The 24,173-nt window shown below is 67.9% G+C and carries 19 protein-coding genes and 1 pseudogene; 3 read left to right on the forward strand and 17 right to left on the reverse strand.

What is annotated here, in order from left to right; all coding sequences use genetic code 11:
• Window positions 1–43: 43 nt before the first annotated feature.
• On the reverse strand, window positions 44–475 hold the full coding sequence (locus AC07X5_RS08360) for an Lrp/AsnC family transcriptional regulator (RefSeq protein ID WP_409956276.1): 432 nt from the start codon (window positions 473–475) through the stop codon (window positions 44–46).
• 233 nt (window positions 476–708) lie between these two features.
• Between AC07X5_RS08360 and AC07X5_RS08365 the strand changes: the two are divergent.
• Window positions 709–810, forward strand: a pseudogene (locus AC07X5_RS08365) (citrulline utilization hydrolase CtlX); the annotation flags it as partial.
• Window positions 811–817: 7 nt separating this feature from the next.
• Here the strand turns inward: AC07X5_RS08365 and AC07X5_RS08370 are convergent.
• The 4 genes from AC07X5_RS08370 to uvrA form a co-directional block, all read right to left on the reverse strand.
• The gene (locus AC07X5_RS08370; protein WP_494769744.1) at window positions 818–1,162 is read right to left on the reverse strand and encodes a hypothetical protein; all 345 of its coding nucleotides are present in this window, start codon (window positions 1,160–1,162) and stop codon (window positions 818–820) included.
• A gap of 147 nt (window positions 1,163–1,309) precedes the next feature.
• Complete coding sequence (locus AC07X5_RS08375) at window positions 1,310–1,810, reverse strand: hypothetical protein (protein ID WP_494769745.1); 501 nt, start codon at window positions 1,808–1,810, stop codon at window positions 1,310–1,312.
• A gap of 206 nt (window positions 1,811–2,016) precedes the next feature.
• Window positions 2,017–2,727: a hypothetical protein gene (locus AC07X5_RS08380; RefSeq protein WP_494769746.1), complete on the reverse strand. Its 711-nt coding sequence runs from the start codon at window positions 2,725–2,727 to the stop codon at window positions 2,017–2,019.
• A gap of 222 nt (window positions 2,728–2,949) precedes the next feature.
• Entirely contained in the window at window positions 2,950–8,826 is a 5,877-nt protein-coding gene (gene uvrA / locus AC07X5_RS08385) for an excinuclease ABC subunit UvrA (protein ID WP_494769747.1), read from the reverse strand.
• A 179-nt stretch (window positions 8,827–9,005) separates the two neighbouring features.
• On the opposite strand from uvrA, the gene AC07X5_RS08390 reads away from it, so the two are divergent.
• Window positions 9,006–10,124, forward strand: coding sequence for an ABC transporter substrate-binding protein (locus tag AC07X5_RS08390; protein ID WP_494769748.1), 1,119 nt, complete (start codon window positions 9,006–9,008; stop codon window positions 10,122–10,124).
• A 93-nt stretch (window positions 10,125–10,217) separates the two neighbouring features.
• A complete protein-coding gene (locus AC07X5_RS08395) occupies window positions 10,218–11,345 on the forward strand; it encodes an ABC transporter substrate-binding protein (protein WP_494769749.1) in 1,128 nt (375 codons plus the stop codon).
• Between the two features lie 98 nt (window positions 11,346–11,443).
• On the opposite strand, the gene AC07X5_RS08400 is transcribed toward AC07X5_RS08395, so the two are convergent.
• The 12 genes from AC07X5_RS08400 to AC07X5_RS08455 form a co-directional block, all read right to left on the reverse strand.
• A complete protein-coding gene (locus tag AC07X5_RS08400; RefSeq protein ID WP_007858372.1) occupies window positions 11,444–11,602 on the reverse strand; it encodes a hypothetical protein in 159 nt (52 codons plus the stop codon).
• A gap of 150 nt (window positions 11,603–11,752) precedes the next feature.
• Window positions 11,753–13,423 carry an MFS transporter gene (locus AC07X5_RS08405; RefSeq protein ID WP_494769750.1) on the reverse strand — a complete coding sequence of 557 codons (1,671 nt, stop codon included), beginning with the start codon at window positions 13,421–13,423 and terminating at the stop codon, window positions 11,753–11,755.
• Window positions 13,424–13,670: 247 nt separating this feature from the next.
• Window positions 13,671–14,324: a 2-hydroxychromene-2-carboxylate isomerase gene (locus tag AC07X5_RS08410; protein WP_494769751.1), complete on the reverse strand. Its 654-nt coding sequence runs from the start codon at window positions 14,322–14,324 to the stop codon at window positions 13,671–13,673.
• Window positions 14,321–14,584, reverse strand: a complete 264-nt coding sequence (locus AC07X5_RS08415; RefSeq protein ID WP_494769752.1) for a DUF1289 domain-containing protein — start codon at window positions 14,582–14,584, stop codon at window positions 14,321–14,323. The genes AC07X5_RS08410 and AC07X5_RS08415 overlap by 4 nt, the downstream gene beginning before the upstream one ends.
• Complete coding sequence (locus AC07X5_RS08420) at window positions 14,581–15,096, reverse strand: YbaK/EbsC family protein (protein WP_494769753.1); 516 nt, start codon at window positions 15,094–15,096, stop codon at window positions 14,581–14,583. The genes AC07X5_RS08415 and AC07X5_RS08420 overlap by 4 nt, the downstream gene beginning before the upstream one ends.
• 86 nt (window positions 15,097–15,182) lie before the next feature.
• Window positions 15,183–16,097: a hydroxymethylglutaryl-CoA lyase gene (locus tag AC07X5_RS08425; protein ID WP_494769754.1), complete on the reverse strand. Its 915-nt coding sequence runs from the start codon at window positions 16,095–16,097 to the stop codon at window positions 15,183–15,185.
• Window positions 16,098–16,119: 22 nt separating this feature from the next.
• A complete protein-coding gene (locus AC07X5_RS08430) occupies window positions 16,120–17,040 on the reverse strand; it encodes a 2-hydroxyacid dehydrogenase (protein WP_494769755.1) in 921 nt (306 codons plus the stop codon).
• A 45-nt stretch (window positions 17,041–17,085) separates the two neighbouring features.
• Window positions 17,086–19,098 carry an acetyl/propionyl/methylcrotonyl-CoA carboxylase subunit alpha gene (locus AC07X5_RS08435; protein ID WP_494769756.1) on the reverse strand — a complete coding sequence of 671 codons (2,013 nt, stop codon included), beginning with the start codon at window positions 19,096–19,098 and terminating at the stop codon, window positions 17,086–17,088.
• A 121-nt stretch (window positions 19,099–19,219) separates the two neighbouring features.
• On the reverse strand, window positions 19,220–19,939 hold the full coding sequence (locus tag AC07X5_RS08440; protein ID WP_494769757.1) for a DUF4126 domain-containing protein: 720 nt from the start codon (window positions 19,937–19,939) through the stop codon (window positions 19,220–19,222).
• Window positions 19,940–19,962: 23 nt separating this feature from the next.
• A complete protein-coding gene (locus AC07X5_RS08445; protein WP_494769758.1) occupies window positions 19,963–20,763 on the reverse strand; it encodes an enoyl-CoA hydratase/isomerase family protein in 801 nt (266 codons plus the stop codon).
• A 12-nt stretch (window positions 20,764–20,775) separates the two neighbouring features.
• Window positions 20,776–22,383, reverse strand: a complete 1,608-nt coding sequence (locus AC07X5_RS08450) for a carboxyl transferase domain-containing protein (RefSeq protein ID WP_494769759.1) — start codon at window positions 22,381–22,383, stop codon at window positions 20,776–20,778.
• A gap of 14 nt (window positions 22,384–22,397) precedes the next feature.
• Complete coding sequence (locus AC07X5_RS08455; RefSeq protein WP_494769760.1) at window positions 22,398–24,125, reverse strand: AMP-binding protein; 1,728 nt, start codon at window positions 24,123–24,125, stop codon at window positions 22,398–22,400.
• Between the last annotated feature and the right edge of the window lie 48 nt (window positions 24,126–24,173).

Raw genomic sequence — 24,173 nt, forward strand, 5'->3', positions numbered from 1 at the left:
AGCCACTGTCGCGCATGAGGCACCTTCGTCCTACAAGGCGTGCTCAAGCCTTGTAGGTAGAGAGCAGGATGCTGGTCTCGGTGTTGGCGATGCCGGGCGTCAGGCGGATACGACCCAGCGCCATGTCGAAAGCCTCCAGGCTTTCGGCCCGCACCTCGGCCACGATGTCCCAACGGCCATTGGTGCTGTGCAGCGTGTCCACGGCCGGCTCGCCGCGCAGGGCGCGGATGACCTCAGGCGCGGCATTGCCCTCCACGGCAATGCTCATCCAGGCACGGATGCGCTGGGGCTCCGAATCGGGGCGCAGGCGCAGGGTGTAGCCGGTGATGACACCGCTTTCCTCCATCTTGCGCAGGCGGTTCTGCACCGTGCCGCGCGACACGCGCAGCTTCTGCGCGAGCAGGGCCACGGGGGTGCGCGCATCGGTGCGCAGGATGCCGATGATCTGGCGGTCGGTGTCGTCAAGGCTGCCCATGGTGAATCGGGTAGTTGGCAAATTGCCAATTTTCAGCGCATTTTGATCAGGCTGATGGCTTTTCTGTAGCGCGGACTTTTCGGGAGTTTCCAGGCCTCCTCTTCACTCCTGGCCCATCTCCATGCCCCAGCCCTCCGCCCCAGCCCCTGCCGCCGTCGTCATGGTGCGCCCGCACCGCTTTCACCCCCACCCCGAGACGGCAAGCGACAATGCCCTCCAGTCGCAAACAGCCCAGGCGCGCCAGCCTGCTCCCCCTGGCCGTTCCCACCATCGAGCTGGCAGGGGGAGCGGTCCGCTGCATGCTCGCGGGCATCCACCTGGCGCGCAGAGGCTGATGCGCCCTCACCGCGGCGGAGCTTGTGCATCCAGCTGCGCATCGCACCCGACCCCGGCGGCAATCGAACGCCGCGCCCAGGCGCCGACGGCGCGCACCAGCCAGGGGTTGCGGATGCCGGTCACCCCGCCCGGGTCCACCACCATGCCGCACAGGTAGCGACCCTCGCCATCGCTCCAACGCAAGGCGTTGCAGGCCCCCGTGCGCCGGCGCGACACAAGCACGCCCACCGGGCAGGGCTCGGCCAGGCAGCACAGTCCGCAGCCATTGCAAGGCGCGCCCAGCGCAGGCTTGGGCGGGGCCTCGGGGTGCAGCCACACCACCTGGTGCGACGAAGGGGAGGAAAGCGGCATGGGAATGGCAGGAAACCAGGCACTCCATTGTGAAGGGCGCCGCCCGAAAAAAGAGACCCCGTCCATCGCCTGGATGGACGGGGTCAAGGACCGGTTGGAGGGGACTCGCCGGCCGAGGGGGGAAACAAAAAGGGAGCGAAGGCGGCGTCAGCAGCCCAAAGGGCGGCCGGGGCGCATGGGGATCACGCCGCTGACCCGGAGGGTGTTGGCAGAGCCATCGGTGGCCGAAAGGGTCTTGCTGGTCAGGCGTACCTGGTTGCTGTCACGGGCGACCACCGTGTCCACCGTGTCGCCGTTGCTGTATTCCTTGCCGGCAAAGGTCACGAAGATCTGGTGCAGGCCCGTGGCATCCGGGCGGTAGCGCACATCGCCAAAGGCCGTTTCGCTGGAACCCACCTTGTTCGCGCCATCGAAGCGGAAGGTGCACAGCTCGGGCACGGAGCCGATGGGGTTCTTCTTGTCTACCTCGGTGAGGTTGAGCGCACCGTTGCCGTACACACCGTTGAGCCCGGGCAGGGTGGCATTCGTCACCGTGAGCACGCCGGGTTCGCTGCTGGGCGTGGGGTCGTCGTTGTTGCCCCCACCGCAGGCCACGAGCAGCGCGCTGGCGGCAGCAATGGCAGAACAGGTCTTGAGAAGGGAGTTCATGGCGTGCAGATTCTTTGTTGTGTGGAGGTCAGCGCATCGTAGGAGGGGGTTCCCGCCAGCGGCGTGCGCCAACACCCCTGCTGCACGTAGGATCCGCGCCTACAGGGGCCCCCACCCGCGTCGCCCGCAAAAAGAGAAGGCCCGCGCTCCAATGGAAGGCGGGCCAGGAACCGGCTGCGCAGGGCCTGCCTGCACCCGGCGGCAGGTCAGCAGTTGGCATTGCGGGTGGTGTGCAGGGGAATGATGGCTGTCAGCTTCAGGGTATTGGTGGAGCCGTCGGTAGCGCCCATGGTCTTGCTGGTGAAGCGCACCAGGTTGCCGCTGCGGTCCACCAGGGTGTCCACCGAGTCCAGGCTGGCGTACTCCTTGCCGTTGAAGGTCAGGAAGACGACATCCAGGCCCATGGCCGAGGGGCGGTAGGTGATCTTGCCAAAGGCGGTGGGAACGCCCTGGGCTCCTGCCGCAGGGGCCACGCCGGTAAGCGAGACCGGGGCCGTGATGTTGCCCACCACCGCGGCCTGCGTGGTGGAGGCGCCGACGATGGAAACGGGCGTGGTGTTCACGTCCACCACCGTATCGGTGGTCGCGGCAGCCGTGGCGGTAGCGTCCACCTTGTCGGCACCCATGAACTTGTAGGCGCAGGTAGCAGGCTTGTTGCCCATGGCTTCCTGGTAGTACACCTCGGTCAGTGTGAGTTGGCCGTTGCCATACACGCCGTTCAGGCTGGGGATGGTTGCATCCGTGACCGTCAGAACGCCGGGCTCGGTGCTGGGATCGGGATCGGCCGCCAGGGCGACTTCATTGGCGCTGGTGCTGCTGAAACTGCCGCTACCGCCGCCACCGCCACCACCGCCGCAGGCAGTGAGCAGTACCGATACGAGGGCCAGGGCAATCAGGGTTTTGGGATGTGAGGTCATGGCAGTGTGCGGGTTGGTTGAAGGGTGGATCAGGGCTTTCGGGCTTGGCGCCTTTTCGCCGTAACCCATGAAACGAAGAGTAGGTTTTTGCCCTTCTCCGCCGCGTGCGCCGAGTTCCGCGCCTTCCGTAGGACGTTTCCCAACCCCCTCGTGGGCTGCCTCGCCTGCCCCCTGTCCCCGACCTGCCTGCCGTACAGAGCGGGTTTTCCTGTCCCCTGCCCTTCAGCGCGCCAGCACCGGCGCCAGCGCCACCCCGGTGTGCGTACCCAGCTTCACCACCTCTTCGGGCGGTGCAGCGGCCACGATGCGACCGCCTCCGTTGCCCCCCTCAGGCCCCAGGTCGATGATCCAGTCGGCCTCGGCGATCACGTCCAGGTCGTGCTCGATCACCACCACGCTGTGGCCGCCGTCGACCAGGCGGTGCAGCACGCGGATGAGCTTGTCCACATCGGCCATGTGCAGGCCCACGGTGGGCTCATCGAGCACGTAGAGCGTGTGCGGCACCTTCTGGCCGCGGCGGCCCACCTCGTCGCGCACCTTGGTGAGTTCGGTCACGAGCTTGATGCGCTGCGCCTCGCCGCCCGAAAGGGTTGGTGAGGGCTGTCCCAGCGTGAGGTAGCCCAGGCCCACGTCCTTGAGCAACTGCAGCGGGTGCGCGATGGAGGGCATGGAGGCGAAGAAGTCCACGGCCTCGTCCACCTCCATCTGCAGCACGTCGCCGATGCTCTTGCCGCGCCAGGTCACGGCCAGCGTCTCGGGGTTGAAACGCGCGCCGTGGCAGGCCTCGCAAGGCACCTTCACGTCGGGCAGGAAGCTCATGGCGATGGTGCGGATGCCCTGGCCTTCACAGGTCGGGCAGCGGCCTTCACCGGTGTTGAAGCTGAAGCGCCCGGCCGCATAGCCGCGCGCCTTGGCTTCCAGCGTCTCGGCAAACAGCTTGCGGATGGTGTCCCAGAAGCCGATGTAGGTGGCGGGGCAGGAGCGCGGCGTCTTGCCGATGGGCGTCTGGTCCACTTCGAGCACGCGGTCGATGGACTCGAAGCCCGCCAGGCCCGTGCAGCCCACCAGCGGCGGCGCCTTGCCCGCGTCCATGGCATCGCGCCCGGCCTTGGTGGAGCGCTGCTGCACCCAGGCCTGCACGTTGTGCAGCAGCACGTCGCGCGCCAGCGTGGACTTGCCCGATCCGCTCACGCCCGTGACCGCCACCAGGCGGTGCAGCGGCACGGTGGCCGTCACGTCCTGCAGGTTGTGCAGGTGGGCGCCATACACGGTGAGCCAGCGCATGGCGGCGCGGGCCTTGGCTTCGGCCAGGGCCTCGGCGGTGAGTGCGGCAGCGGCGGCTGCGCGCTTCTTCACTGCGGCACTCTGGCGGCCCGCAGGGGCCGCTGCGGGCTCGGCCAGGGCCAGGTCCTCGGCACTGATTTCGCCCGGCTGCATGCTGCGGCGCAGCTGCAGCGGGTGCTTCATGGCGTGCAGCAGGTAGCGGCCGGTCTGCGAATCTTCCGTGGCAGTGAGGTCGGCCACGCTGCCCTGCGCCACCAGGCGGCCGCCGCGCTTGCCGGCGCTCGGACCGATGTCGATGATGTGGTCGGCACGGCGGATGGTGTCCTCGTCGTGCTCCACCACCACCAGGGTGTTGCCCTTGTCGCCCAGCTTGTGCAGGGCGTTGAGCAGAATCTGGTTGTCGCGCGCATGCAGGCCGATGGTGGGCTCGTCGAGCACGTAGCACACACCCTGCAGGTTGCTGCCCAGCTGCGCCGCCAGGCGGATGCGCTGGGCTTCGCCGCCCGAGAGCGTGGGCGCGCCACGGTCCAGCGTGAGGTAGCCCAGGCCCACCTCTTCGAGGAATTCGAGCCGGCTCTTGATCTCGGGCACCAGATCGCGCGCGATGTCGGCCTCGCGCGCCGTCATGCCGCCTTCAAGCTGCAGGGTCTCGACCCAGCGGCGCACGTCCGTGACCGAGAGGGCCGCGATGTCGGTGATGGCCACGCCCGCAAAGCGCACGGCGCGCGCCACGGGGTTCAGGCGCGTGCCCTGGCAGCTGGGGCAGGCGGTGTCGGCCAGGTCCTCGACCTCGGGCTCGGCAAAGGTCTGCTCGCGGCCCTTCTCGTTGTCGTCCTGCACGGAGTCGTCGAAGACCTTGCGCTGGTCCTTGGTGAGCTTGACGCCCGTGCCCACGCAGTCGGGGCACCAGCCATGCTTGCTGTTGTAGCTGAACAGGCGCGGGTCGAGTTCGGCATACGAAGTCGCACATACCGGGCAGGCGCGCTTGGTCGAAAAGGCCTGCAGCGTGCCGATGGCCGAGGTGGGCTTGCCGGCCAGCATGGCCTCGCGCAGACCCCCAAGGCTGCTGAGCACATGCACCACGCCCTTGCCGTGGGTCAGCGCCTGGGCCAGGGATTCGCGCAGCAGCGCCTCGCCCTCGGGCGACACGTCGATGCTGGCCACGGGCAGCTCGATGGTGTGCTCCTTGAAGCGGTCGATGCGCGGGAAGCCCGTGGTCGGCAAAAAGTTGCCATCCACCCGCAGGTGCGTATAGCCGCGGGGGCGCGCCCAGTCGGCCAGTTCGGTGTACACGCCCTTGCGGTTCATCACCAGCGGCGCGAGCAGGCCGATGTGCTGGCCACGGAAGTTGCGCAGGAGCTGCGCGGCAATGCTCTCGGGCGTCTGCGGCTGCACGGCAGCGCCGTCTTTCACGCAGTGCTGCGTGCCGAGCTTGACGTAGAGCAGGCGCAGGAAGTGCCAGACCTCGGTGGTCGTGCCCACGGTGGACTTGCGCCCGCCGCGCGACAGGCGCTGCTCGATGGCCACGGTGGGCGGTATGCCGTAGACGGCATCCACCTCGGGCCGGCCCGCAGGCTGCACGATGCTGCGCGCATAGGCATTGAGCGATTCGAGGTAGCGGCGCTGCCCTTCGTTGAACAGAATGTCGAAGGCCAGCGTGGACTTGCCCGAACCGCTGACGCCGGTCACCACGTTGAAGCGGCCGCGCGGAATGTCCACGCTCAGGTTCTTGAGGTTGTGCTCCTTGGCGTTGACGATCTCGATGGCATTCTTGGCCACATCGGCCTGGCCGGCGTGCGCCAGGCGCTGCTGGCGGCGCAGGGTGGCCGCCTTTTCGTGCACCGAATGGCCGCCCTCGCCCAGCGCCAGCTCATAGTCGCGCAGCGCCTGGCCGGTGTGCGAGGTGGCGTGCTGGCGCACGTCCTCGGGCGTGCCTTCGGCCACCACCAGGCCGCCGCCATCGCCGCCTTCGGGGCCCAGGTCGATCAGCCAGTCGCTGGCGCGGATCACGTCCAGGTTGTGTTCGATCACGATCAGCGAATGCCCCGCATCGATGAGCTTGCGCAACGCGCGCATGAGCTTGGCGATGTCGTCGAAGTGCAGACCCGTGGTCGGTTCATCGAACAGGAACAGCGTGCCCTTGCGCGCCACGGCCTGGCGCGACTTGGCCGCCGAGCGCGCGGCTTCGGCCAGGAAGCCCGCGAGCTTGAGGCGCTGCGCCTCGCCACCCGAGAGCGTGGGCACGGGCTGGCCCAGGGCCACGTACTCGAGCCCCACGTCCACGATGGGCTGCAGCGCACGGATCACGTCGCGGTCGCTGGCGAACAGGTCGGCCGCCTCGGCCACCGTGAGGGCCAGCACGTCGGCCACGTTGAGCATGCGGCCGCCGCGCTCGATGGTGATCTCCAGGATCTCGGGGCGGTAGCGCTTGCCGTCGCAGTCGGGGCAGCGCAGGTACACGTCGGACAGGAACTGCATCTCCACATGCTCGAAGCCCGAGCCGCCGCAGGTCGGGCAGCGCCCGTCGCCGCTGTTGAAGCTGAACTTGGCCGCGGTGTAGCTGCGCTGCTTGGCCAGCGGTGCCACGGCGAAGAGTTCGCGGATGCTGTCCCACGCGCCCACATAGCTCACCGGGTTGGAGCGCGCCGTCTTGCCGATGGGCGACTGGTCCACGAACACCACGTCCGACAGGTGGTCGGCGCCCAGCATGCGGTCATGCAGGCCCGGCGAATCGGTGGCCTTGCCGAAGTGGCGCAGCAGCGCGGGGGCCAGCACGTCCTGGATCAGGCTCGACTTGCCCGAGCCGCTGACCCCGGTCACGGTGACCAGGCGCTGCAGCGGGAACTCCACCGACACGTCCTTGAGGTTGTGCTCGCGCGCGCCTTCGAGGACCAGGCGCGGCGTGGCCTCGGTCACCATGCGCTTGAAGCCGAAGCCCACGTGCTTGCGCCCGCTGAGGTAGGCGCCGGTGAGAGTGTCGGCATGGCGCAGGTCGGCCGTGGTGCCATCGAACACGATCTGCCCGCCCAGGCGGCCGGGGCCAGGGCCCATGTCGATCATGCGGTCGGCCGCCAGCATCACGGCCGGGTCGTGCTCCACCACCACCAGGGTGTTGCCCGCATCGCGCAGGCGCAGCATGGCCTCGGTGATGCGGTGCATGTCGCGCGGGTGCAGGCCGATGCTGGGCTCGTCGAGCACGAACAGGGTATTCACCAGCGAGGTGCCCAGCGCCGTGGTCAGGTTGATGCGCTGCACCTCGCCGCCGCTCAGGGTGCGGCTCTGCCTGTCCAGCGTGAGGTAGCCGATGCCCACGTCGCACAGGTATTTCAGGCGCGTGGTGATCTCCTCGAACAGCAGCTTCAGGGCCTGGGTTTCACCCCCATTGCCCTGGGCGCCCTCGGCCACGAAGTCCATGCGGTCGAAAAAGCGCCGCAGCCGGTCGATGGGCAGCAGCATCAGGTCGTGCAGGCACAGGCCGGGCAAGGCTTCGAGCTGGGCGCGGCTCCACTGCACGCCTTCGGGCATGAAGCGCTGGCCGGGTTCGAGCACCGCGTCGGCCGCGTCCTTGCTGCCGATGCGCCACTGCAGGCTCTCGGTCTTGAGGCGTGCGCCGGCACAGGTGGGGCACGGCGTGTAGCTGCGGTACTTGGACAGCAGCACGCGGATGTGCATCTTGTAGGCCTTGCTCTCCAGGTACTCGAAAAAGCGCTTGATGCCGTACCACTGCTTGCTCCACTGCCCCTCCTTGTAGCCGGGAGCGCCGCCGATGACCCATTTCTTCTGGTCCTCGGTGAGCTTGTTCCAGGGCGTGTCGCGCGGGATGCCGGCGGTTTCGGCATGGCGCATGAGGTCGTCCTGCGCCTCCTTCCAGGCCGGGGTCTGGATGGTCTTGATCGCGCCGGCGCGCAGGGTCAGCTTGTCGTTGGGGATCACCAGGCCGTAGTCCACCCCGATCACGCGGCCAAAGCCCCGGCAGGTCTCGCAGGCGCCCACGGCGGAGTTGAACGAGAACATCGAGGGGATGGGCTCGCTGTAGCGCAGGTCGCTGTCCGGGCAGTGCAGGCCGGTGGAAAAGCGCCACAGCTCGGGTTCGGCCTCAGGCGCATCGCCCAGGCGGTAGACGTTGAGCCGGCCGGTGCCGCGCTTCAGGGCCACCTCGATGGCCTCGATCACGCGCGCCTTCTCGGCATTGCCCAGGCGGAAGCGGTCGGCCACCACGTCCAGCAGCTTGCGCGGGCCGGTGGGCGTGGCCACCTCGCGCTCGGCCTGCACCTTGGTGAAGCCGCTGGCCGACAGCCACTGCTCGATCTGCTCGGCCGAGGTGTTGGCGGGCAGCTCCACGGGGAAGGTGAGCACGATGCGCGGATCACCGCCCGCGGCGCAGCGGCGCTGCAGCTCGGCGTAGATGGTCTCAGGGCTGTCGTGGCGCACCGGCTGGGCGGTCTCGCGGTCGAACAGTTGGCCGGCGCGCGCGAACAGCAGCTTCAGGTGGTCGTTGAGCTCGGTCATCGTGCCCACGGTGGAGCGCGAGCTGCGCACCGGGTTGGTCTGGTCGATGGCGATGGCCGGCGGCACGCCCTCGACCTTGTCCACGGCCGGCTTGTCCATTCGGTCCAGGAACTGGCGCGCATAGGCGCTGAAGGTCTCCACGTAGCGGCGCTGGCCTTCGGCATACAGCGTGTCGAACACCAGGCTGGACTTGCCCGAGCCGCTGGGGCCCGTGACCACCGTGAGTTCCCCGGTGCGGATGTCCAGATCCAGGTTCTTGAGGTTGTGCTGGCGTGCGCCGCGGATACGGATCAGTCCCTGGGTCATGGAAGCAGTCTTTCGAGGTGAGGCGGGACATTCTAGGCACCGCCACCCACCTCGTCTGGCCACGCCTCAATAGCCCCTGAAAGCGCCCTGCTGACAAGTCCTGTCACCGCGTCGGGTTATGCCGGTTCGCAAAGAAGGAACATCTGTTTAGAGTAACCAGATAATTCAAGGAGACAACCATGAACAGCACATGGAAACAATGGGGGACTGCGGCCGCCCTGGCGGCTGCACTGTGCGGCACGGGCCATGCCCAGATCCTGATCGGGCAGACGGCAGGCTACTCGGGCCAGGTGGCGGCCGGCGTGAAGGAAACTTCGGACGGCGCCAAGCTGTTCATCGATGCCGTCAATGCCAAGGGAGGCGTCAACGGCCAGAAGATCGAACTCATCTCCATGGACGACAAATTCGACCCCAAGCTGGCGGGCGAGAACGCACGCGTGCTGATCGAGGACAAGAACGTGCTGGCCATGTTTCTCACGCGTGGCACACCCCATACCGAAGCCATGATTCCGCTGCTGGACAAGCACGGCGTGGCCCTGGTGGGCCCCTCGACGGGGGCCATGGTGCTGCACCAGCCGGTGCGCAAGAACATCTTCAACGTGCGTGCCACCTACCAGCGCGAAGCCGAAAAGGCCATGACCCACCTGGCCTCCATGGGCATCACCCGCATCGCGGTGATGTATGCGGACGACAGCTTCGGCGCCGATGGCGTGGCGGGCGCCCAGAAGGGCCTGGCCGCCAGCAAGCTGACCGCGGTGGTGCTCGAGAAGTTCGACCGCGCCAAGCCGGACTTTGCACCCATTGCCGCCAAGGTCGCCAAGGCCCAGGCGCAGGCCGTGCTGATGGTCGCCTCGGGCTCGGCCGTGGTGGATGCCGGCAACGCACTGCGTGCAGCGGGCTCGGGTGCGCAGATCGTGACCCTGTCCAACAACGCCTCGGGCGGCTTCATCAAGAGCCTGGGCGCCAATGCCCGCGGCGTGATCGTGACCCAGGTCTACCCCAATGAGCGTGCCGTGACCTACGGCATGGTCAAGGAGGCGCAGGAACTGGCCAAGGCCAAGGGCGTGGCCGAGATCAGCCCCGCCATGCTCGAAGGCTTTGCCGCCGCCAAGGTGCTGGTCGAAGGCCTGCGGCGCGCCGGCCCCAAGCCCACGCGCGAGAAGATCCAGGTGGCGCTGGAGGGCATCAAGAAGTTCGACCTGGGCGGGCTGGAGCTGAGCTACGGCCCCGACGACCACACGGGCCTGGACTTCGCCGACCTGTCCATCATCGGCACCGACGGCAAATTCCGCCGGTAAACACGTCTACAGGGGTGGCGCCCATCGCCCATTTCTGGCTACCATTTGTCACACCTTCGCCCCACACTGCCAACCACCTTCGACAGGGTCCGCATGAAGCACGTCGCCGCCATCCACTCCCTCACCGCCAGTGCCGCCCTCGTCCTGCTGGCCATGGGTGGCGCCGTGCAGGCGCAGATCCTGATCGGCCAGACGGTGGGCGTGACCGGATCGGCCGCCGCCACGGTGCAGGAGTCCATGAAGGGCGCCTCGCTCTACATCGACCACATCAATGCGCGCGGAGGCGTTGGCGGGCAGAAGGTCGAAGTCATCACGCTCGACGACAAGTTCGACCCCAAGCTCACGCTGGAGAACACGCGCACCCTGATCGAGCAAAAGGGCGTGATCGGCCTGTTCATGACGCGCGGCACGCCCCACACCCAGGGCATCGTGCCGGTGCTGGAGCAGCATGGCGTGGCCCTGGTGGGGCCATCGACCGGCGCCATGGTGCTGCACAAGCCGGTGCTGAAATACGTGTTCAACGTGCGCGCCACCTACCAGCGCGAGGTGGAAAAGGCCATCACCCACCTCAACACCCTGGGCATCAAGCAGATCGGCGTGGTGCACGTGGACGACACCTTCGGCGCCGACGGCCTGGCGGGCGCGCAATCCGGCTTCAAGGCGAACAGCATCGACGCCCTGTTCGTCGAGAAGTTCGACCGCGCCAAGCCCGACTACTCCGCCATCGCCCCGCGCGTGGCGCAAAAGCAGCCGCAGGCGGTGATCTTCATCGGCACCGGCGCGGCCGTGGTCGATGGCATCAAGGCGCTGCGCGCCGCGGGCGTCACCGGGCAGATCGTGACCCTGTCCAACAACGCCTCGGGCGGATTCGTCAAGGCCCTGGGCGACAGCGCACGCGGCGTGGTGGTGACACAGGTCTTCCCCTCCGAGCGCTCGCTGAACTATGCGCTCATCAAGGAAGCCATGGACCTGGCCAAGGCCGGGGGTGTCGCCGACCTCACGCCCGCCATGGTTGAAGGCTTCGTGAGTGCCAAGGTGCTGGTCGAAGGCCTCAAACGCGCCGGCCCCAAGCCCGACCGCGCCAAGCTGCATGCGGGCCTGGAAGGCATCCGCAACTGGGACATGGGCGGCCTGACGCTGTCCTTCAGCGCCGCCGACCATTCAGGCCTGGATTTCTCGGACCTCTCCATCATCGGCCCCGACGGGCGATTCAAGCGATAGCCCCCTGAGGCGCTACGCGAGTCCGGGCGGACGCCGCCCCCGCGCCGGGGCGGCCCTTGCACGGCGGCGCTAGGGGCACACCTCTTCGACAGTCGGGGTCAATGCGCTGCGCTGGCGCCCGAAGCGGGTGCGGCGGGCACATGCAGGGAATCGCCGCCGTGCTGCTCGCCGCCCATGTCCACCTTGTCACCTGCCTTCATGATGACGAACAGCGACAGGGCCGCGAACAGTACGAATCCGACAACGATCTTCCACATGGCTCATATCTCCTGAATTTTGGGGGTTGATTGATTGCTTGCTTGTTCAACAAAGAGGCCTCGCAGCTCCGCATGGCGCTGCGAGGCCTCTTTCTGGAACACAGTGCCCACCCCGGGGGAGGCGGGCACTGGTCGCAGTTGCCGTGATCGTCAGTCGTTGGCGTAGATGTCCACGTCCTTGGTCTCGCGGATGAAGAGCGTGCCAATCACCAGGGTCATGCCCGCGATGATGATGGGGTACCACAGGCCGTTGTACATGTTGCCGGTCTGGGCCACGATGGCGAAGGCCGTGGTCGGCAGCAGGCCGCCGAACCAGCCGTTGCCGATGTGGTAAGGCAGGCTCATCGAGGTGTAGCGGATGCGGGTCGGGAACATTTCCACCAGCATGGCGGCAATGGGGCCGTACACCATGGTCACCAGCAGCACCAGCCAGAACAGCAGCACCACGGTCAGGACCTTGTTGGTCTTGGCGGGGTCGGCCTTGGCGGGGTAGCCGGCGACCTTCAGGTCCTCGGCCACTTCCTTCTTGAAGGCCGCGATGGCCTTGGCGGATGCTTCGTCGAACTTGAGGTTCACCACATTGCCGGTGGGGGCCTCGACCGTCTTGTTGCCGATCTTGACCACGGCGGGCGAGCCTGCGGGGCCGGCCACGTTGTCGTAGCTCACCGAGTTCTGCACCAGGTAGCGCTTGGCGATGTCGCAGGAGGTACGGAAGTCGATCTCACGCGCCACCGGATTGCCCTGGAAGGAGCAAGACGCCGGGTCGGCCGTCACCACCACGCCGGCCGTGGCCTGGGCCTTTGCCAGGTCGGGGTTGGCGGCTTCGGTCAGCGCCTTGAACACGGGGAAGTAGGTCACCACGGCCAGCAGGCAGCCGGCCATGATGATGGGCTTGCGGCCGACCTTGTCCGACAGGACACCGAACACCACGAAGAAGGGCGTACCCAGCAGCAGGGCGGCGGCGATCAGCAGGTTGGCGGTGGTGTTGTCCACCTTGAGCTGCTGCGTCAGGAAGAACAGCGCATAGAACTGGCCCGAGTACCAGACCACGGCCTGGCCGGCGGTCAGGCCGACCAGCGCCAGGATCACGATCTTCAGGTTCTTCCACTGGCCGAAGGACTCGGACAGGGGCGACTTGGAGGTCTTGCCCTCGGCCTTCATCTTCTGGAAGGCCGGCGATTCGGACAGCGACAGGCGGATCCACACCGAGATGCCCAGCAGCAGGATGGACACCAGGAACGGAATGCGCCAGCCCCAGTCCTGGAACACGGCCTCGCCCAGGCTCAGGCGCACGCCCAGGATCACCAGCAGGCTCAGGAACAGGCCCAGCGTGGCCGTGGTCTGGATCCAGGAGGTGTAGGCACCGCGCTTGCCGTGCGGGGCATGCTCGGCCACGTAGGTGGCGGCACCGCCGTACTCACCGCCGAGCGCCAGGCCCTGCAGCATGCGCAGGGCGATCAGGATGATGGGCGCCGCCACGCCGATGGTGGCGTAGCTGGGCAGCAGGCCGACGATGAAGGTCGCCAGGCCCATGATCAGGATGGTGACCAGAAAGGTGTACTTGCGTCCGATCATGTCGCCCAGGCGGCCGAACACGATGGCACCGAAAGGCCGCACCAGGAAGCCCGCGGCAAACGCCAGCAGCGCGAAGATGAAGGCCGCGCCCGCATCCAGACCGCTGAAGAACTGCTTGGCAATGATGGCTGCCAGCGAGCCGTACAGATAAAAGTCGTACCACTCGAAAACGGTACCGAGCGACGAAGCGAAGATGACCTTCTTTTCTTCGGCGGTCATCGGCCGCGGTGCGGGATGGGTTGCCATGGTTTGTCTCCTGTGTGATGTGTCAGACCGCGCTCTGGTGCGGCTGCCCACATTCTTGGAGATGGCACTGACCACGCTCTGACGCGAAACCAACACGGCCTTTCACCAAACTGACCGCGCTCTGACAACTTAGGGTGAAACCCTTGCGATCGCTTTCAGGATGCGGGAAGGTCGCTGCGGAGGGCAGTATTTACCCCAGCAGGCGGGCGGGCGCGTTGTCAGGAAGCCACCAGCCACCGCACCGCCATCAGCCCTTGGCTGCGAGGCCAGATGGCACAGCGCGCACCCCATCCCAGCCAGGCCCATCGAACCAGGCATCGCCATCGAGGTAGGCGCGCAGCATGGGCAGGCCGTCGAGCCCCCAGAACAGCTTGCCATCCACCTCGAAGGCGGGCACGCCGAACACGCCCGCCGCCTGCGCGGCCTCGGTGTTGGCGCGCAGCAGCGCCTTGGGGCCTTCGCTGGCGATGTCCTGGCCGGGGCGCTGCTGCTCGGCCAGTGCCACTGCCAGGGCGGCCATGCGCCCGGCATCGAGCGCATCCTCGCCGCCCTGCCAGACATGGCGCAGCACGGTGCCGGCCACGTAGCGGTTGATGTGGCCGTCCTCGCTGCAGGCCAGCGCCTGGCGCAGCAGCGGCAGCGGGTTGAAGGGGTGGCGCGCCGGCATCTGCAGGCCGATGCCGTGGGCATGGCCGAGCCAGCTCACATGGCGGTAGGTCCAGTCGCGCTTGGGGGCGATGCCGGCCGGACCCGGGTTGGCATGCTGGGCCAGCAGGGCACCCAGCAGCACAGGCTTGTAGGCCACGCTGTAGCTCAGCCCTTCGAGCACCTCGGGCAGGCGCTCGAAGGCCAGCCAGGCATAGGGTGAGATGAAGTCCAGGTAGAAGGTGATGCGTTTCATGGCGATGCCTCGGGGTGGACGATGATGCCTGCGCGCTGCAGCAACTGCGCCCAGATGGCGCGGCGCGCGGCGCTGTCGGCGCCGCTCCAGATGCGGATGTCGTCGAGCGTGCGAAAGCAGCCCTCGCAGTGGCTGCGGTCGACCGACATGCGGCAGACCGAGATGCAGGGCGAGGGCACGGGCTCGGCGCTGCAGGCATCGAAGTGCCCGGCCGCCCCGATCTGGCACGCACGTTCGGCCAGCAGCTCGACCGGGTTCATGCGGCAGCAGGCGGTGCAGGCTCCTGCACCACGTCCACCACGGGCGCGCCGGTCAGGCGCGCAAGGTCGTTCGGGTGCAGGGGGAACACGCTGTGCGGGTGCCCGGCCGCGGCCCAGACCACGTCGAAGCGCAAGAGGTCGCGGTCGATCAGCGTGACCGGCGGCGTGGCATGCGCCAGCGGCGACACGCCGCCGATGGAAAAGCCGGTGCGCGCCTTGACGAACTCGGCATCGGCGCGGCCGACCTTGCCCACATGGGCCTCGACCTTCTTCTCGTCCACGCGCCGGTCGCCCGAGGTCACCACGAGCACGGCCACGTCGTCGCTCTTGCGCCTGAAGATGATGCTCTTGGCCACCTGGCCTACGAGGATGCCCAGCGCATCGGCCGCCTGCTGCGCGGTGCGCGCCGCATCATCGAGCATCTGCGGCATGTGGGGATGGCCCTGCGCCTGCAGCGCCGCTGCCACCCGTTGCACGCCTTCCGGCAAGTTCTTCAGTTCCGCTCCGCACATATCCAAGGTTCCCGCACTGGTCATGGTGGGGCGGCACCGTGCCGCCCGCTGTTCCCACCATTGTCGGGCCTTCCGGGCCCTGGCATTCAGCCGGCGCGCTTGGTCAGGAGGGCATTGGCCGCGCGAGAATTGGGCTTGCGGACCAGAAAATCGCTGATGTAGGCCCCTGCATCGATGAGCTTGTCGAGGTCGATGCCCGTGTCGATGCCCATGCCGTGCAGCATGTAGACCACGTCCTCGGTGGCCACGTTGCCCGTGGCGCCCTTCGCGTACGGGCAGCCGCCCAGGCCCGCGACCGAGGTGTCGTACTGCCACACGCCCATCTCCAGCGTGGCCAGGGTGTTGGCCAGGGCCTGGCCGTAGGTGTCGTGGAAGTGGCCGGACACATCGTCGATGCCGTAGTGCTGCAAGGTGGCCTCCATGGCACGCTGCACCTTGCGCGGCGTGCCCACGCCGATGGTGTCGGCCACGCCCACGTGCTGCACGCCGATGCCCTTCATCAGCCCGGCCAGGTAGGCCACGCGCTCGGGCGCGATCTCGCCCTCGTAGGGGCAACCCACGGTGCAGCTCATGGCCCCGCGCACATGGATGCCGGCCGCGCGTGCGGCCTCCACCACCGGGGCGAAACGCTCGATGCTCTCGGCAATGGAGCAGTTGATGTTCTTCTGGCTGAAGGCTTCGCTGGCCGAGCCGAAGACCACGATCTCGTCGGGCCGGTCGAGCACCGCGGCCTCATAGCCCTTGAGGTTGGGTGTGAGCACCGAATAGACGATGCCCGCCTGGCGCGCGATGCCCTCCATGACCTCGTGGTTGTCCGCCATCTGCGGCACCCACTTGGGCGAGACATAGCTCGTGACCTCGATGTTCTTCAACCCCGCGTCCTGCAGGCGGTGCACCAGGCCGATCTTGACCTCGGCGGGCACGGGGGATTTCTCGTTCTGCAGGCCGTCGCGCGGGCCCACGTCGACCAGTTTGACTCGGGAAGGGATGCTGCTGCTCATGGGGAATGTCTCCGAAAGAATCTCAATATCCGCGTATGGGGTCCACAATGCCCGCCACCGCCTCGCCACGCTGCAGCGCGAGCATCTTGCGTGCGATCTGTGCAATGCTCTCCTCGCGCAGCGTGCGCGCCGAGGTGTGCGGCGTGGCCACGATGCGCGGGTGGTTCCAGAAGGGATGGCCCGCTGGCAGGGGTTCCTTGCGGAACACGTCCAGCGTGGCGCCGGCCACATGGCCGCTGGCTATCAGGGCCAGCAGGTCTTCTTCCACCAGGTGGGCCCCGCGCGCCACGTTGACCACATAGGCGCCGGGCTGCAGGCGCGAGAGGGTCTCGCGGTCCATGATGTCCTGGGTATCGGGCGTGAGCGGCAGCAGGTTGACCAGCACGCGGCTCGCGCCCAGGAAATCGTTGAATCCGTCGGCCCCGCTGAACCCGCGCACACCGTCGATGGCCTTGGGCGAACGGCTCCAGCCGTTGACCGGAAAGTCGAACTGCGTGAGCGCGCGCGCCACGCGCTCTCCCAGTACGCCGAGCCCCATCACGCCGACCGGGAACTCGCTGCGCAGGCGCGGCTTGCGGTAGCCCCAGCGGCCGGCCTGCATGTCCGCTTCGTAGGCATCGAACTCGCGGAAGTGGCGGATCACGGCATGGCACACGTACTCGGCCATCTGCACGGCCATGCCGGCATCATCGAGGCGCACCACGCGCATGCCGGGCGGCAGGCGCAGCTTGAGCAGCGCATCCACGCCCGCACCGATGTTGAACAGCGCCTGGAGCGCCGGTTGCTCGTCCACAAACTGCTGGGGCGGCGCCCAGACGACGGCATGGTCGGCCTGGGGCGCGCCTGGCTGCCAGACGGCAATGGTGGCCTCGGGCAAAGCGGCCTGCAGGCCCTGGAGCCAGGGCTCGGCCTTGGTATCGGTGCAGCAAAAAGTGATGTTCATAGCCTGCAAGCGTACCGCGCCCTGGCAACCCACGTCCGCGTGCGGTTACGCCGCCGCAGCGGCCAGCTTGAGCAGCTCGGCCCCTTCGGTCACCTGGTCGCCCGGCGCATAGAGCAGTTCCTGCACCACGCCATCGGCGGGCGCGGCAATCGTGTGCTCCATCTTCATGGCCTCCATCACGGCCAGGGCCTGGCCCTTGGCGACCTTGTCGCCGGCCTTGACCGCGAAGGACACCACCTTGCCCGGCATGGGGGCCGTGAGGCGCCCTCCCTCGGCCGCCGCTTCGCCCGCGTGGGCCAGCAGGTCGATGGCCACGATCTGCGTGGCCCCTGCGGGCGTGAACACATGGTCCATCTCGCCCTGGGCGTAGACGCTGGCGCGCGTGCGCTGGCCGGCGAACTGCAGGTCCATGGCATCGCCCACTGCAGTGAACACCAGCGGGCCGGCGACGCGGGCATCGCCCTCGCCCACGGCCAGATCCAGGCTGCCGCCGCGGCCATAGGTCAGCCAGGCCTTGACATGCTCACCGCCGAACTCGAACTCGAAGCGGCGCTGCACCAGGCCGTGCGAGTGGAAGCCGTCGCGGCGGCTGAACGGGTCGGCACCTTGCTCGGCGCGCTCGTGCAGCAGGGTCTGTGCCACGGCACTCGCAGCCGCCAGGGGCAGGCCCACGTCTTCCCGCTTGAACAGCACGGCCTGCTCGCGCGGTATCAGCGCCGTGTCGAGCTGCGCCTTGGCGAACGAATCCGTGCGCGCCACGCGGCGCAGGAACTGCACGTTGGTGGCCAGCCCCACGATATGGGTCTGGGCCAGGGCTTCGTCGAGCCGTGCCAGGGCCTGCTCGCGCGTGTCGCCGTGCACGATGAGCTTGGCCACCATGGAGTCGTAGAACGGGCTGATGGCATCGCCCTGGCGCACCCCCGAGTCCACGCGCACCGTGCCACGCTCGAAGGCCACGTGCTCCGGCAGCCCGTACACGTGCAGCGCGCCCGTGGCGGGCAGGAAGTTGTTGTCGGGGTTCTCGGCGCAGATGCGCGCCTCGATGGCATGGCCGGTGATGCGCAACTGGTCCTGCGCCAGCGGCAGCGGCTCGCCCGATGCCACGCGCAGCTGCCACTCCACCAGGTCCTGGCCGGTGATGGCCTCGGTCACGGGGTGCTCCACCTGCAGGCGGGTGTTCATTTCCATGAAGAAGAAGTTCATGCTGCCGTCGGCGCGCTGCTCGACGATGAACTCCACCGTGCCGGCGCCCACGTAGTTCACGGCGCGCGCGGCGGCCACGGCGGCGTTGCCCATCTGCTGGCGCATGGCCTCGGTCATGCCCGGGGCCGGCGCTTCCTCCAGCACCTTCTGGTGGCGGCGCTGCACCGAGCAGTCGCGCTCGAACAGGTAGACATAGTTGCCCTGGGTGTCACCGAACACCTGGATCTCGATGTGGCGCGGGCGCTGCACGTACTTTTCGATCAGCACCGCATCGTCGCCGAAGCTGTTGATGGCCTCGCGCTGGCACGAGGCCAGGGCGTCGGCGAACTCGGCCGCCGACTCCACGGCGCGCATGCCCTTGCCGCCGCCACCCGCGCTGGCCTTGATGAGCACCGGGTAGCCGATGCGGTCGGCCTCGCGCTGCAGCAGGGCTGGGTCCTGGTCGGCGCCGTGGTAGCCGGGCACCAGGGGCACGCCGGCCTTCTCCATGAGCTGCTTGGACTCGGCCTTGAGCCCCATGGCCTGGATGGCCGAAGGTGGCGGGCCGATGAACACCAGGCCCGCATCGGCGCAGGCCTGGGCGAATTCCTCGTTCTCGCTCAGAAAGCCATAGCCCGGGTGCACGGCCTGCGCGCCCGTGGCCTTGGCCGCGTCGATGATGCGCTGCCATTGCAGGTAGCTCTCTTTGGGCGCACTACCGCCGATGTGCACGGCCTCATCGCACACGGCCACATGCTTGGCGCCCGCATCGGCGTCCGAGTACACCGCCACGGTCTGCACGCCCATGCGGCGGGCAGTGGCAGCGACCCGGCAGGCGATCTCGCCGCGGTTGGCGATCAGGATCTTTTTAAACATGGCGCACTCCTGCGGCGAGATCGCCTGCGCACGCTGCGCGTGCCATGCAATTTGCAGAAACATCCGCTGCGCGGATGTTTTCGCCCCGGTTGGCAATCAGGATTTTTGTGAACATAGAGATTCAAACCGCCTTCGCGGGGCCAGAGAAAAGAGAGGACAAGCGCCGCAGCACGGCGCGCAGAAACTTGAAGAGCACCACCAGCAGCAGCACCGAGACCACCAGCATCACCACCAGGACCACACCGAAGGTCACGGGGTACTGCGTGGCCAGCCAGACCACGCCCACCACCAGCCCGTCCTCCAGGAAGGACAGGCCCCAGTTCGAGAACGGCTCGGGCGAGGTGTTGGCCGCGGCGCGCGCCGTCATCTTGGTGGCCAGCGAGGTGGCAGCGAGCGAGCCGCCCATCAGCCCGCCGACCAGTCCCATGGTGGCGCTGTCGGCCCCGAACACGCCAGCCGCCAGCAGCGCCCCGGCCGGTACGCGGATGAACGCATGCACGGCATCCCACAGGCTGTCGAACCAGGGCACCTTGTCGGCGAAGAACTCCACCACCAGCATGCAGCCGCTGACCGCCAGCACCATCGGGCTTTGCAGCACGGCCAGGCCCGGGGGCAGCGGCATCCAGCCGGCCCAGCCCATGGCGCCGACCATGAACACCACGGCATACAGGCGCACGCCGCTGGCCCAGCCCAGGGCGGCGGCCAGTGCCAGCAGGCCGGGCATGTCGAGCTGCTGGGTGGCACGGGCCACGCCGCCAGCCACGTCGCGGGCCGTGCCGGCATCGACGTGCAGGCCGATGGTGTGAAGCCACTGAACGATGCTGAGCCAGAGTGCGTCCATGGGGAGTCCTGTGGGTAGTAGGGTCAGCCCGCCAGCCAGGCCGGCTTGCGCTTTTGCAGGAAGGACTGCACGCCTTCGCGGCCTTCCTCGCTGGCGCGGATGTCGGCAATGCCCTGCACCGTGGCGTCGATCAGGCCGGCGTTGATCTCGCGCTCGGCCACGTCGATCACCAGCTTCTTGCAGGCACGCACGGCCGCGGGGCTGGCGCTGGTGAGCGCCTTGAGCAGCTCGGCCACCTTGGCATCCAATGCCACGAAGGCCGGGTCGGCCGCCACCACCTCGTGCACGAAGCCGATGCGCAAGGCCTCGGCGGCCGAGAAGCGCTCGGCGGTGAGGAAATAGCGGTGCGCAGCGCGTGCACCCATGGCGCGCACCACATAGGGGCTGATGGTCGCGGGGATCAGGCCCAGCTTGACCTCGCTCAGGCAGAAGCCCGCCGTGTCCACCGCCACCGCAATGTCGCAGGCGGCCACCAGGCCCACGCCGCCCGCATACACATCGCCCTGCACGCGCGCGATGGTGGGTTGGGGGCACTCGTAGATCACGCGCAGCATCTCGGCGAGCTTGCCGGCATCGGCCACGTTCTCGTCGCGCGTGTAGTCGGCCATGCGGCGCATCCAGTTGAGGTTGGCGCCCGCACAGAAAGCCGGGCCCTCGGCCGCCAGGACCACGGCGCGCACGTCGGTGCGCGCGCCCACCTCGTTGAAGGCTGCGGTGATCTCGGCGATGACCTCGTCGCTGAAGGCGTTGCGGATCTCGGGCTGCGTGAGCGTGATGCGCGCCACCGCGCCTTGGTAGCTGATGGAGAGATTGTTCGTTGCCATGGCGACCGGTCCTTACATCCGAAAGAGGCCGAACTTGGTGTCTTCGATGGGCGCGTTGCGCGTGGCCGCCAGGCCCAGCGCCAGCACGCGGCGCGTATCGGCCGGGTCGATCACGCCATCGTCCCACAGGCGCGCGGTGGCGTAGTAGGGGTGGCCCTGGTCTTCGTACTGGCGGCGGATCGGGGCCTTGAAGGCTTCTTCCTCGTCGGCGCTCCACTGGCCGCCCTTGCCCTCGATGCCATCGCGCTTGACGGTGGCGAGCACGCCGGCCGCCTGCTCCCCGCCCATGACGCTGATGCGCGCATTGGGCCACATCCACAGGAAGCGCGGGCTGTAGGCCCGGCCGCACATGCCGTAGTTGCCGGCGCCGAAGCTGCCGCCGATGATGATGGTGAACTTGGGCACGCTGGCCGTGGCCACGGCCGTGACCATCTTGGCGCCGTTGCGCGCAATGCCCTCGTTCTCGTACTTGCGGCCGACCATGAAGCCGGTGATGTTCTGCAGGAACACCAGCGGGATCTTGCGCTGGCAGCACAGCTCGATGAAGTGCGCGCCCTTCAGGGCCGACTCGCTGAACAGGATGCCGTTGTTGGCGATGATGCCCACGGCCATGCCCTCGATGCGCGCAAAGCCCGTGACCAGCGTGGTGGCGTAGCGCGCCTTGAATTCGTCGAACTCGCTGCCGTCCACGATGCGCGCGATGATCTCGCGCACGTCGAAGGGCTTGCGCGTGTCCACCGGGATCACACCGTAGAGCTCTTCGCTGGCGAACTTCGGCGGCAGCGGCACGCTGTCGGCCGGCGATGCGGCCTTGGCCTTGTTGAGGTTGCGCACCGCATTGCGCGCCAGCTGCAGGGCATGCAGGTCGTTCTGCGCCAGGTGGTCGGCCACGCCCGACAGGCGGGTGTGCACGTCGCCGCCGCCCAGATCCTCGGCCGTGACGACCTCGCCCGTGGCGGCCTTCACCAGCGGCGGGCCGCCCAGGAAGATGGTGCCCTGGTTCTTGACGATGATGGACTCGTCGCTCATGGCCGGCACGTAGGCGCCGCCGGCCGTGCAGCTACCCATGACCACGGCGATCTGCGAGATGCCCATGGCGCTCATGTTGGCCTGGTTGAAGAAGATGCGGCCGAAGTGGTCGCGATCTGGGAAGACCTCGTCCTGGTTGGGCAGGTTGGCGCCGCCCGAGTCCACCAGGTAGATGCAGGTCAGGTGGTTCTGCTGCGCGACTTCCTGCGCGCGCAGGTGCTTCTTCACGGTCAGCGGGTAGTAGGTGCCGCCCTTCACCGTGGCGTCGTTGCACACGACCATGCAGTCCACGCCGCTCACGCGGCCGATGCCGGCGATCAGACCGGCGCTGGGTGCGTCGTTGTTGTACATGTTGAGCGCGGCCAGGGGCGCCAGCTCCAGGAAGGGCGTGCCCGGGTCCAGCAGCATCTGCACGCGCTCGCGCGGCAGCAGCTTGCCGCGCGCCGTGTGCTTGGCGCGCGCAGCCTCGCCGCCGCCCTGGGCCACTTTGTCAAGGTGGCTGCGCAGGTCATCGACCAGGGTGCGCATGGCGGCCGCGTTGGCCAGGAAGTCGGCCGAACGGGGGTTCAATTGGGTGTCTAGGATGGTCATGCAGCGGATCTCTTTCAAGCAGTCTTTTCTTCGGCCAGGCCCAGCTGGTCCTTCATCTCGTCGCGGATCCTGAACTTCTGGATCTTGCCGGTCACCGTCATCGGGAAACCCGTGACGAAGCGGATGTAGCGCGGCACCTTGTAGTGGGCGATCTGGCCCTTGCAGAAGGCGCGCACGGCCTCCTCGGTCAGCTGCTGGCCGGGCTTGGCCACGATCCAGGCGCACAGCTCCTCGCCGTATTTGGCATCGGGCACGCCCACCACCTGCACGTCCTGCACCTGCGGGTGGCGGTAAAGGAATTCCTCGATCTCGCGCGGGTAGATGTTCTCGCCGCCGCGGATCACCATGTCCTTGATGCGACCGACGATGTTCACGTAGCCCTCGGCGTCCATGGTGGCCAGGTCGCCGGTGTGCATCCAGCCGTCGGCGTCGATGGCCTCGCGGGTCTTGGCCTCGTCGCCCCAGTAGCCGTGCATGACCGAGTAGCCGCGCGTGCAGAACTCGCCGCGCTCACCCACGGGCACGGTCTCGCCGGTCTCGGGGTTGACAATCTTCACTTCCAGGTGCGGCTGCACCTGGCCGACGGTGGAGACACGCTTGGCCAAGGGCGTGCCGGTGCTGCTCTGGCAGCTCACGGGGCTGGTCTCGGTCATGCCGTAGGCGATGGTGATCTCGGACAGGTGCATCTGCTCGACCACGCGCTTCATCACCTCGGTCGGGCAGGGCGAGCCGGCCATGATGCCGGTGCGCAGGGTGGACAGGTCGAACTCGGCAAAACGCGGGTGGTCCAGCTCGGCGATGAACATGGTGGGCACGCCGTGCAGGCCGGTGCAGCGCTCTTCCTGCACGGTCTGCAGCACCGTGAGCGGGTCGAACCCGTCGTTGGGGTAGACGATGGTGGCACCATGTGTGATGCAGGCCAGGTTGCCCAGCACCATGCCGAAGCAGTGGTACAGCGGCACGGGGATGCACAGCCGGTCTTCCGGGGTGAGGCGCATGCACTCGCCGATGAAGAAGCCGTTGTTCAGGATGTTGCGGTGCGTGAGCGTGGCGCCCTTGGGGAAGCCCGTGGTGCCGCTCGTGAACTGGATGTTGATGGGGTCGGTGGCCTTGAGCCCCGCGGCCACCTCGGCCACGCGCGCATCGGCCGCATCGCCGCGCGCCAGCAGGTCCGAAAAGCGCAGCAGGCCCGGCTCGTCGGCGCCCTGGCCGGGCTCGTCGATCCACACCACGGTCTGCAGGTGCGGCAGTTTCAGCGCGCCCAGGCGGCCCGGCTCCTGGCGCTGCCACTCGGGCGCCAGCTCGCGCAGCATGCCCAGGTAGTCGCTGGTCTTGAAGCGCGCCATGCTCACCAGCAGCCGGCAGCCCACCTTGTTCAGCGCGTACTCCACCTCGGAAGTGCGGTAGGCCGGGTTGATGTTGACCAGCACCAGGCCCACCTGCGCCGTGGCCAGTTGCATCAGCACCCACTCGGCATTGTTGTGCGACCAAATGCCCACGCGGTCGCCGGGTACCAGGCCCAGGCCCAGCAGGGCACTGGCCAGGCGGCGCGCCTCGGCCTGCAGGCTGCGGTAGGTGTAGCGGCGGCCCTGGTGCACGCTGACCAGCGCCTCGCGCTCGGGCTGGCGCGCCACCATGGCGTCGAAGAAGTCGCCCAGGGTCTGCTCGATCAGGGGCACGTCGGTCGCGCCGACGGCCAGGCTGGTGGTCAGCGGGGCGGTGGAAGGCAGGGCTGCACCCATGGTCTTGTCTCCTTGCGTGTCGCGCTCCCGCTCAAGTGAGTGAATGGC

Source organism: Acidovorax sp. GW458-11-26-14-TSB4 (genome assembly GCF_059423865.1).